The organism is Noviherbaspirillum sp. (assembly GCF_035627455.1).
Taxonomy (GTDB): Bacteria; Pseudomonadota; Gammaproteobacteria; order Burkholderiales; family Burkholderiaceae_D; genus Noviherbaspirillum.
In genome coordinates this window covers 1-9882 of sequence record NZ_DASPLS010000001.1, presented here as the reverse complement: position 1 = coordinate 9882, position 9882 = coordinate 1, and the positions used below count along the sequence as shown (strand labels likewise).

The 9882-nt window shown below is 64.1% G+C and carries 7 protein-coding genes and 3 pseudogenes; 3 read left to right on the top strand and 7 right to left on the bottom strand.

Annotated elements, in window-relative coordinates; genetic code table 11:
* Positions 1–363 precede the first annotated feature (363 nt).
* Positions 364–552 (top strand): annotated as a pseudogene (locus VEC01_RS00045) (branched-chain amino acid ABC transporter substrate-binding protein); the annotation flags it as partial.
* A 38-nt stretch (positions 553–590) separates the two neighbouring features.
* Here VEC01_RS00045 and fahA read toward each other — a convergent pair.
* The 7 genes and pseudogenes from fahA to VEC01_RS00015 all read right to left on the bottom strand — a co-directional run bounded on the left by fahA (position 591) and on the right by VEC01_RS00015 (position 6622).
* Positions 591–1891, bottom strand: a pseudogene (gene fahA, locus VEC01_RS00040) (fumarylacetoacetase).
* Entirely contained in the window at positions 1888–3210 is a 1323-nt protein-coding gene (gene hmgA / locus VEC01_RS00035) for a homogentisate 1,2-dioxygenase (RefSeq protein ID WP_324897489.1), read from the bottom strand. Before hmgA ends, fahA begins: the two are co-directional and overlap by 4 nt.
* An 18-nt stretch (positions 3211–3228) precedes the next feature.
* Positions 3229–3652, bottom strand: a pseudogene (locus VEC01_RS00030) (DUF3237 family protein).
* 26 nt (positions 3653–3678) lie between these two features.
* Complete coding sequence (hppD, locus tag VEC01_RS00025; RefSeq protein WP_324897487.1) at positions 3679–4752, bottom strand: 4-hydroxyphenylpyruvate dioxygenase; 1074 nt, start codon at positions 4750–4752, stop codon at positions 3679–3681.
* 69 nt (positions 4753–4821) lie between these two features.
* A complete protein-coding gene (locus VEC01_RS00020) occupies positions 4822–5343 on the bottom strand; it encodes an FAD-dependent monooxygenase (RefSeq protein WP_414691394.1) in 522 nt (173 codons plus the stop codon).
* Positions 5340–5594, bottom strand: a complete 255-nt coding sequence (locus tag VEC01_RS20610) for a hypothetical protein (RefSeq protein ID WP_414691393.1) — start codon at positions 5592–5594, stop codon at positions 5340–5342. The genes VEC01_RS00020 and VEC01_RS20610 overlap by 4 nt, the downstream gene beginning before the upstream one ends.
* A gap of 8 nt (positions 5595–5602) precedes the next feature.
* A complete protein-coding gene (locus tag VEC01_RS00015) occupies positions 5603–6622 on the bottom strand; it encodes an XdhC family protein (protein ID WP_324897485.1) in 1020 nt (339 codons plus the stop codon).
* 345 nt (positions 6623–6967) lie between these two features.
* Between VEC01_RS00015 and VEC01_RS00010 the strand changes: the two genes are divergently transcribed.
* Together VEC01_RS00010 and VEC01_RS00005 are read left to right on the top strand one after the other, a co-directional pair.
* On the top strand, positions 6968–7444 hold the full coding sequence (locus VEC01_RS00010) for a (2Fe-2S)-binding protein (RefSeq protein WP_324897483.1): 477 nt from the start codon (positions 6968–6970) through the stop codon (positions 7442–7444).
* A gap of 1 nt (position 7445) precedes the next feature.
* Positions 7446–9854, top strand: coding sequence for a xanthine dehydrogenase family protein molybdopterin-binding subunit (locus tag VEC01_RS00005; RefSeq protein WP_324897481.1), 2409 nt, complete (start codon positions 7446–7448; stop codon positions 9852–9854).
* The last annotated feature ends 28 nt before the right edge of the window (positions 9855–9882 follow it).

Genomic DNA, 9882 nt, shown 5'->3' with positions numbered 1-9882 from the left:
GGCTGTCTGCGGATTTCCGGCACGGTGCCGGACAGGAAGCGGGCGCCAGGCCCGGCGGAAGAATTACGGCCACCGCGCGTTTCCGCCCGGACCACAGATGTGGCGGGCGTGGCAGGCGTGGCGCTGGCAGCAGGGGCCAGGCGTTCGAACAGCCGGGTCTGGAAGTGTGGGGTGCAGCCGAGCCGGAAAGGGCGGCAGCCAGGACTTGCATGACGATGGGTGCGTTCATAGGGCGTAGTTGAGCCGCGTGGCGGCCCGACCAGCGCATACCCTGCCACACGAGATGTGTGAGCACCCAGGCAAAGTATAGCCGATTCCGTTGACTGCATGGACAGCGCAACTGGCTCGACGCCACGGTGCCCGCTAAAGAAAGCCTGGCCCGGCACGCCCGAATTCCGCTCCGCGCTGCGCGACGCACTGGAAGGGATGAAGGAAGTCGTCAGCCCGGAAGGCGTGTTCAACATGACGCCGACCAACCATAACGGCCTCGATGCCCGCGGGCAGGTGCTGGTGAGGATAGAGAACGGCAAATGGAAGCTGGTGCAGGATTGAACGCGAGGCCGGCGGCGCGGGCCAAACCTGGCGCCTGCCTATCCTTCGCCCGAGCTAATGGCCACCGCCGGCAGAATCGCGCCGGCACACTCGCCGAAGCCGATCCGGAAACCGTCGCCCTGGCACCAGCCCCGGAGAATGAGTTCATCGCCGTCTTCGAGAAATGCGCGTTGTTCCCCTGTCGGCAGTGAAATCGGCTCGCGCCCGTTGAAGGTCATTTCGAGCAGGCATCCGAGCGAATCGCGGCTCGGCCCGCTGATGGTCCCGGAACCCAACAGGTCGCCGATCCGGACATTGCAGCCGGAAGTCGTGTGATGCGCCAGCTGCTGCGCCATCGACCAGTACATGGTCTTGAAGTTTGTCCTGGCGATGGTGGCCGGTTCGCTGGAAGACGCCGGCCGCAGCCCGACCTCCAGTCGTATGTCGAACGCATGATCGCCCTGATGCTGCAAATACGGCAGAGGCACGGGGGACTGCGGCGGCTGCCGGGTGCGAAAAGGCTCCAGCGCATCCATCGTGACGATCCAGGGCGAGATCGTCGTGGCAAAGGTCTTCGAGTTGAACGGCCCCAGGGGAACGTATTCCCAGGACTGGATATCGCGGGCGCTCCAGTCGTTGAGCAGGACCAGCCCGAAGATGTGATCTTCCGCGGCGTCCACCGCGATCGGTTCGCCCATGTCGCTGGGCACGCCGACAATGAAGCCGGTCTCCAGCTCCAGGTCGAGTTTGCGGGACGGGCAGAGGACGGGGCGCTCCTGGCCGGGCAGCTTGATCTGCCCGTTCGGCCGGCGCACCGGTGTTCCGCTGACGACAACCGTCGACGCGCGGCCGTTGTAGCCATCGGAATCTCCAGCCAGTTCGGCAGCAAGGCATTATCCGGATCGCGAAAGAGCATGCCGACATTCGTCGCATGCTCTTTCGAGGAATAGAAATCGGTATAGCCGGGCACCTCGACCGGCAGCAGCATGCGCGCGGCGGCAAGCGGAACGAGCGCGCCGGACCGCAGCCGCGCGTCATCGCGCAAGGCCGGATTTTCACCCGAGAGCAGGGCGCTCAGCTGTTCGCGTATCGCGCGCCATGCCGGGCGCCCGAGTGCGATGAACGCATTCAGGCTTGGCCGCAGGAACAGGTTCGGGTCGCATGCCAGCAAGCCGACGGTGGCCAGCGCATGGAGGTCGACGACCTGGTCGCCGATCGCCACGCCCGCCCGCGGCGGCAATGTGTCGGTCCGGAACACCCCGTATGGCAGATTCTGCACCGGGAAGTCGCACTCAGGCGCATTGGCGGCGGCGATCCAGCTTTTCAGGGCAGGAGAAGTGGTGGAGTCGGGCGCGCTCATTTCTTCTCCGGATCAAAGTGTTTGCGCAGTGTTTGCCAGCACTGGAAGTAATCGGCCTGCAACTGCGCGGTCTCCAACGCGAACCCGGTCGGCTTGATGACGTTGCGCGTCTCGAACATGAAGGCCATGGTGTCGCCGACCTTCTTTGGCACCGATGTGTCGGCAGCCGAGGCCTTCTCGAAGGTTTCCGCATCGGGGCCGTGTCCCGACATGCAGTTGTGCAGGCTGGCGCCGCCCGGCACGAAACCTTCCGCCTTGGCATCGTATTCCCCGTGGATGAGACCCATGAACTCGCTGGCGACGTTGCGGTGGAACCACGGCGGACGGAAGGTCTCTTCCGCGGCGAGCCAGCGCGGCGGGAAGATCACGAAATCGATCGTGTCGACCCCGGGCGTGTCGCTCGGCGCCTGCAGCACCAGGAAGATCGACGGATCGGGATGATCGTAGCTGATCGAACCGATCGTATTGAAGCGGCGCAGATCGTATTTGTACGGCGCGTAGTTGCCATGCCACGCCACTACGTCGAGCGGCGAATGGCCGATGCGGGCGCTCCAGCAGTTGCCCTGGAATTTGGCGGTCAGTTCAAAGTCGCCTTCTTCATCCTCGTACCAGGCTTGCGGCGCGAGGAAGTCGCGCGGATTGGCAAGCCCGTTGGACCCGATCACGCCGAGGTCGGGGAGGCGGAACAGCGCGCCGAAGTTCTCGCAGATATAGCCGCGCGCCTGCCCGTCGGGCAAAGCGACGCGGAACCGGCAGCCGCGCGGAATCACCGCGATTTCCTGCGGCTCGACCTCGATGATCCCGAGCTCGGTCGCGATCTGCAGTCGTCCCTGCTGCGGGACAATCAGGAGTTCGCCGTCGGCGTCGTAGAAAAAGCGGCCCTGCATCGACTTGTTCGCCGCATACAGGTGGATCGCGCAGCCGTCCATCGCATCAGGCGATCCATTTCCGGCCATGGTGACCCAGCCGTCGATGAAATCGACCGGGGCGTCCGGCATCGGCAAGGGATCCCAGCGCAATTGGTTGGGCGGGGTGGGCGGCGCCTTGCTGAAATCGCTGACCACCTTGTTGCCGGCGAGCGGCGTGAATGGCTGGTGCACCGCCGCCGGGCGAATCCGGTAGAGCCACGAGCGCCGGTTATGGCTGCGCGGCGCGGTGAATGCGGTACCTGAAAGCTGTTCCGCGTACAGGCCGTACGGCGCCTTTTGCGGCGAATTGCGGCCGACCGGCAAGGCGCCGGGAATTGCCTCCGTGGCGAATTCATTGCCAAACCCCGACTGATACCCGATCTGGCCGATGCCTGTCCTCATGTCATTCATGACCGCGCCTCCTCCTGTCTAGCGAACCTCGAACACATCAAGCAGCACCGTGGAACCTTCCCGGTAGCCGCTGCTGATGAACACACTGTCATTCAGCCACTGGAGCGCTTCGCCCGGGGCGGCAAAGCGGACGACGCCGCGAAAGTAGGTCCCGGAGGCGCCGTCCGCCGGTGGGAGGCTGCGCCGGATGCCGGTGTTCACCACCAGCAGCTTTCCTGCGTCGCCGAGGTCGATCGCATAGCGCGCCGTCAATTCCACCACGCCATCGGCGCACCTGCTGGATATCGCTTCCGCCCGGCAGGATCGATCCGCGCAAGCCGTCGCCGGACAGCGTGCCGCCGGTGATAGGAATGATCCTGCGCTGCGCACCCGACAACGCGCCCAGGTCGATCGGCGGCTGCACGTTCACCTCGATCCTGGCGATCTTGCGCAGTGCCGGCATCGCGGGCAGCCCGGGTGCGGCCGGCATTATTTGGTCGCCAGCACGCCGCGGCGGATCTGGTCCCGCTCCATCGATTCAAACAAGGCCTTGAAGTTGCCTTCGCCAAATCCTTCGTCGCCCTTGCGCTGGATGAATTCGAAGAAGACCGGGCCGAAAACCGGCTGCGAAAAGATTTGCAGCAAAAGACGTTTCTCGCCCTTGGTGTTGCCATCGAGCAGGATGCCGCGGGTCTTGAGGGCGTCGACCGCTTCGCCATGGCCGGGCAGGCGCTCCTCCAGCATCTCGTAATAGGTCTCCGGCGGCGGCGGCACGAACGGCACGCCGGCCATCTTCAGTTGATCCAGCGTCGCCGGCAAGTCGTCGGCCAGCAGCGCGATGTGCTGGATCCCTTCGCCGTTGAACTGCATCAGGAATTCCTCGATCTGTCCGCCGCCTTTCTTCGATTCCTCATTGAGCGGAATGCGGATCTTGCCGTCCGGCGCGGTCATGGCCTTGGAGGTCAGGCCGGTATATTCGCCGGAAATGTCGAAGTAGCGGATTTCGCGGAAGTTGAACAGCTTTTCATAGAATCCGGCCCAGTAGGCCATTCTTCCGCGATAGACATTGTGGGTCAGGTGATCGAGCGTCTTCAGGCCGAAGCCGGCCGGCTTGCGGTCCACCCCGTCCAGGAATTCGAAATCGATGTCGTAGATGGACTTGCCTTCTTCGAAGCGGTCGATCAGGTAGATCGGCATGCCGCCGATCCCCTTGATCGCCGGCAGGCGCAGTTCCATCGGCCCGGTCCGCAATTCCACCGGCTGCGCGCCGAGCTCGAGCGCCCGCGCATACGCCTGGTGCGAATCGCGCACCCGGAATGCCATGCCGCACGCCGAGGGGCCGTGTTCCGCGGCGAAGTAGGAAGCAATACTGTTCGGCTCGTTGTTCACGATGAAATTGATGTCGCCCTGGCGATAGAGCGTCACATCCTTGGAGCGGTGCCGCGCAACCGGAGTGAAACCCATTGCTTCGAACGCGGGCTCGAGCACATTCGGGGTGGGCGACGCGAATTCGACGAACTCGAACCCCATCAGTCCCATTGGATTGCTGCTGTCGCTAGTCATGGTACTTTCCTTGAGAAATGAATTCCTGCACGGCATCCCAAAAGATGACGCAGCACGATTGCCGACGTCTTACGCGGGGCGGACCGCGGCGACGGAATCCCTGTCGAATCCGGCCAGCCGCTTGTAGCGCAGGGAAACGGCTTCGAGCTGTTCCCGCGGAATGACGTCGTCGATATGGGCAAAGCCGTTGGGAGCGCGGTCTTCCGCCATCTGCATGACCTGCTCGGGCCCGTTCATGCGGTTGCGCAGCACGATGCCGGCAGTGCGCGGCAGCCGCTCGGCGTCGTATTCGCGCAGCGCATACAGCAGATTGGCATCGGAGGTCAGGCAATCCGTCAGATAGCGCGCGTCGAGGATCGCCTGCGCACTGCCATTGGAACCGATCGGATACATCGGGTGCGCCGCATCGCCGAGCAGGGTGGCGCGCTCGAAGGTCCAGCGCGGCAAGGGATCGCGGTCAACCAGCGGGAATTCATACACCGCCTCCGCGCCCTCGATGATGGGGGGAACGTCGATCCAGCCCCATTTCCAGTTGTCAAACGGCCTCGCGAACACTTCCTTGTCGACCTGTGGCACGGCCGCGTAGTTCACGCCAGATCTCCTGGCCGAACTTGTTGAAGTAGGCGAGTGTCGAGGTCTCGATGCCGTTCCTGGCCAGGCTTTTCTTCCAGGCCCAGGTCGCACAGCTGCTTGCTGGCATGGGGCAGCAGATTGATACCGACGGCGAGCGGCCGGATTTCGCCGATGGCCTCGAAGATATCCACCTCGATGCCTTTTCCATGTAGCATCAGGCCCGGCGTCGGATCGCCAATCCCGGCTCCTGCAATCGCTACCTTCATCATTGTCTCCTTCACCGCGGATTACCGGTCTCCGCCGCTACTGACGCTACCGCATTCTTCGCGTATTCCACCTGGACTTCGTTGGGCAGCGTCACGCCGTTCTTGACCGCGGTCATTTCCGCCAGGATGGAAATCGCGATTTCCGGGGGCGTCTTGCTGCCGATGTAGAGTCCCACCGGCCCGCGCAGTCTTGCCAACTGCGCATCGGTCAGATCGAACAGCTTGAGGCGCTCCCGGCGCTTGGCGTTGTTGGCGCGCGAACCGATCGCGCCCACATAGAAGGCGTCCGATTTCAGCGCTTCCATGAGAGCCAGGTCGTCGAGCTTGGGGTCGTGGGTCAGGGCCAGTACTGCGCTGCGCGCGTCCGGCCGCATCTCGATCACCACATCGTCCGGCATCGCATGTACCAGTTCCGTGCCTTCAACCTGCCAGTCGGCACGATACTCCTCCCGCGGATCGCACACCGTGACGTGATAATCCATGCCGACCGCAATCTGCGTCAGGAAGCGCGACAACTGCCCTGCGCCGATGATCAGAAGGCGCCAGCGCGGGCCGTGCACCGTGGTCAGCGTGGAGGCCGATATCTGCAGGCTCATGCCAGGGCCGGCCTGCCCCAGCGTCACCTCGCCGCTACCGAGGTCGAGGCGGCGCGCAACCAGTTCGCGGGCCGACAGCCGCTGCAGCAGCTCCGGGATCCGGCTGCTGGCCGAAAGCGGCTCGATTGCCAGCTGGATGGTGCCGCCGCAGGGAAGGCCGAAGCGATGCGCCTGCTCAGCCGTGATGCCGTAGGTGACGATTTCCGGCAGCTCGCGGGTGATTCCCTGCCTGCGCACCTGGTCGATCAGGTCGTCTTCGATGCATCCGCCCGACACCGAGCCGACCACGCGCCCGTCGTCGCGAATTGCCAGCATCGCGCCTTCGGGGCGAGGGCTGGAGCCCCATGTCCTGATGACCGTCACAAGCTGGCAGCGGTGTCCGCCGTCCAGCCATTGCCCGCAGCTTTTCAACACTTCCAGATCGGTGCTGTCCATATCGTGTACCTGAGACTTTCCATGAGAATGAGAGGCCGGCAAATCCCGCGTGAACCCGTCAGAAAAATTCTGCGGCCGCGGCCTTGGATTACGTTTGACATACGACAAAGATATCCGGCGTAACGCACGTACGCTAAATCCCGTATCACCGAGGCCATCCCATTACGGCCGACTGCGACATAAAGACTTCGATGACTGGGCAAGCGGCCGGGTTATCGGGATAAAAAATGGAGACAAGCTTGCCGGCGACGGCCTTCGGTGGCGTCGGACAGGCCGTGTCCTTCTTTTCTCCTGCGGCAACTGCCTAGCACTCATCAGGTGGCATCTCATTTGAGGAGTAAGCGCATGGCAATCAAGGTATCCATGACCGTCAACGGCAATCCGGCAAGCGCGGAAATCGATCCGCGGACCCTGCTGGTCCAGTTCCTCCGCGAGAATCTTTTGCTTACCGGCACACATGTCGGCTGCGACACCAGCCAGTGCGGCGCATGCACCGTGATCGTCAACGGCAACGCGGTCAAATCCTGCTCGGCGCTGGCGGCGCAGTTCCAGGGCGCCGAGGTGACGACCATCGAAGGCGTTGCGGCCGCGGATGGCACGCTGCACCCGATGCAGGCGGCGTTCAAGGAATGCCATGGCCTGCAATGCGGCTTCTGCACACCGGGCATGATCATGTGCGCAATCGACCTGGTCAAGCGGCATCCGGACGCGTCCGAGCGCGACATCCGCGAACAGCTCGGCGGCAACATATGCCGGTGCACCGGGTATCACAACATCGTCAAGGCCGTGCAGGTGGGCGCCGCCAACATGAGAGGAGCCTGACATGAATGCCCCTTCCGAACGAGAAACCGGCATCGGCGCCTCGGTGCGCCGCAAGGAAGACTATCGCTTCATTACCGGCACTGGCAACTATACCGACGACGTGCAGGTTCCTGGCCAGACCTATGCCTATTTCCTGCGCTCGCCGCATGCCCATGCAAGGATTCTGTCGATCGACAAGAGCGCCGCGCAAAGCGCGCCCGGCGTCATTGCCGTGCTGACCGGAGAGGATCTTGCCGCGGACAAGGTTGGCGGCGTCCCGTGCAGCTGGCTGATCACCGATGTCAACGGCCAGCCGATGAAGGAACCCTCCCATCCGGCACTCGCGCAGGGCAAGGTGCGCCATGTCGGCGACCAGGTGGCTGTCGTCATCGCAGCGACCTATCTGCAGGCCAAGGATGCCGCCGAGCTGATCCAGGTCGAGTATGACGCGCTGCCGGCCGTGATCGATGCGCGCGAAGCGCTCCGGCCCGGGGCGCCGGTCCTGCATGACGAGGCACCCGACAACAAGTGCTATACCTGGGCGATCGGCGACAAGGCCGCCGTGGACGCGGCATTCGCGCGCGCCGATCACGTCACCCGCGTCGAGCTGATCAACAATCGCCTGGTGCCGAACGCGATCGAGCCGCGCGCCGCGCTGGCCCAGTACAACCGCGCCGACGAGACGTATACGCTGTATGTGGCCAACCAGAACCCGCACGTCGAGCGGCTGCTGCTGACCGCCTTCGTACTCGGCCTGCCGGAGCACAAGATGCGCGTGATCGCGCCCGACGTGGGCGGCGGCTTCGGCTCAAAGATCTACCTGTACCCGGAGGACGTGGTGCTGGCCTGGGCCGCGAAAAAGATCAACCGGCCGGTGAAGTGGACCGCCGAGCGCTCGGAGTCCTTCCTGTCCGACGCGCACGGCCGCGATCACGCCACGGTGGCGGAAATGGCGGTCGACGGCAACGGCAGGTTCCTGGCGATGCGGGTGCATACCGTCGCCAATCTCGGCGCCTACCTGTCCACTTTCGCAACGGCGATACCGACCATCCTGTATGCGACGCTGCTGGCGGGCCAGTACGCCACGCCGCAGATCTACGCCGAGGTGGACGGCGTGTTCACCAGTACCACGCCGGTGGATGCCTACCGCGGCGCCGGACGTCCGGAAGCTGCGTATGTGGTGGAACGGCTGGTATCGGCGGTGGCCAGGGAGATGAACATCGATGACGCCGAACTGCGGCGGCGCAATTTCATCACCGAGTTCCCCTACCAGACCCCGGTGGCGCTCCAATACGATACCGGCGACTTCCACGCCTGCCTGGACGGCGCAATCGAGCTGGCCGATGTCGCCGGTTTCCCGGCGCGACGCGAGGAGGCGAAACGGCGCGGCAAGCTGCGCGGACTCGGCTACTCCACCTATATCGAGGCCTGCGGGCTGGCGCCCTCGAACATCGCCGGCGCGCTCGGCGCGCGCGCGGGGCTGTATGAAGTCGGCGAGATCCGCGTGCATCCGACCGGCAGCGTCACCGTGTTTACCGGTTCGCACAGCCACGGGCAGGGGCATGAAACCACCTTCGCGCAGGTCGTCTCCAGCCGGCTTGGCATTCCGTTCGAGCAGGTGGACATCGTGCACGGCGACACCGGCCGCGTGCCGTTCGGCATGGGCACCTACGGCTCGCGTTCGCTTGCGGTGGGCGGATCGGCGATCATGAAGGCGCTCGACAAGATCGAAGCCAAGGGCAAGCAGATCGCGGCCTACATACTGGAAGCCTCGGCCAGCGACATCGAGTTCAAGGATGGCAAGTTTTCCATCATCGGGACTGACCGCAGCGTGCCGTTCGCCCAGGTCGCGCTGGCTGCCTATGTGCCGCACAACTATCCGCTCGACAAGCTGGAACCCGGATTGAACGAGACCGCGTTCTACGATCCAACCAACTTTACCTACCCGGCCGGCGCGCATATCTGTGAAGTGGAAGTCGATCCGGAAACCGGCGTGGTCGAGGTGATTGCCATGACGGCTGTCGACGATTTCGGCGAGGTCATCAATCCGATGATCGTCGAAGGCCAGGTCCACGGCGGGCTTGCACAGGGCATCGGGCAGGCCTTGCTGGAGAACTGCGTGTATGACCGCGAGAGCGGGCAGCTGCTGTCGGGCAGCTACATGGATTACGCGATGCCGCGCGCCGACGATCTGCCTAGCTTCCGCGTCGGCAATCGCGTCACGCCCTGCACGCACAATCCGCTGGGCGCCAAGGGTTGCGGCGAAGCGGGTGCAATCGGATCTCCGCCAGCCGTTATCAACGCCGTCATCGACGCGCTCTCGCCCTTGGGCGTGACGCACCTGGACATGCCGGCGTCGCCGGAACGAGTGTGGCAGGCCATTCAGTCGGCAAGTCAGACCGCGCAAGAGTCGGCCACCCGGCCCGCATGAGGAGGACAGCATGTACGCATTCGAACTG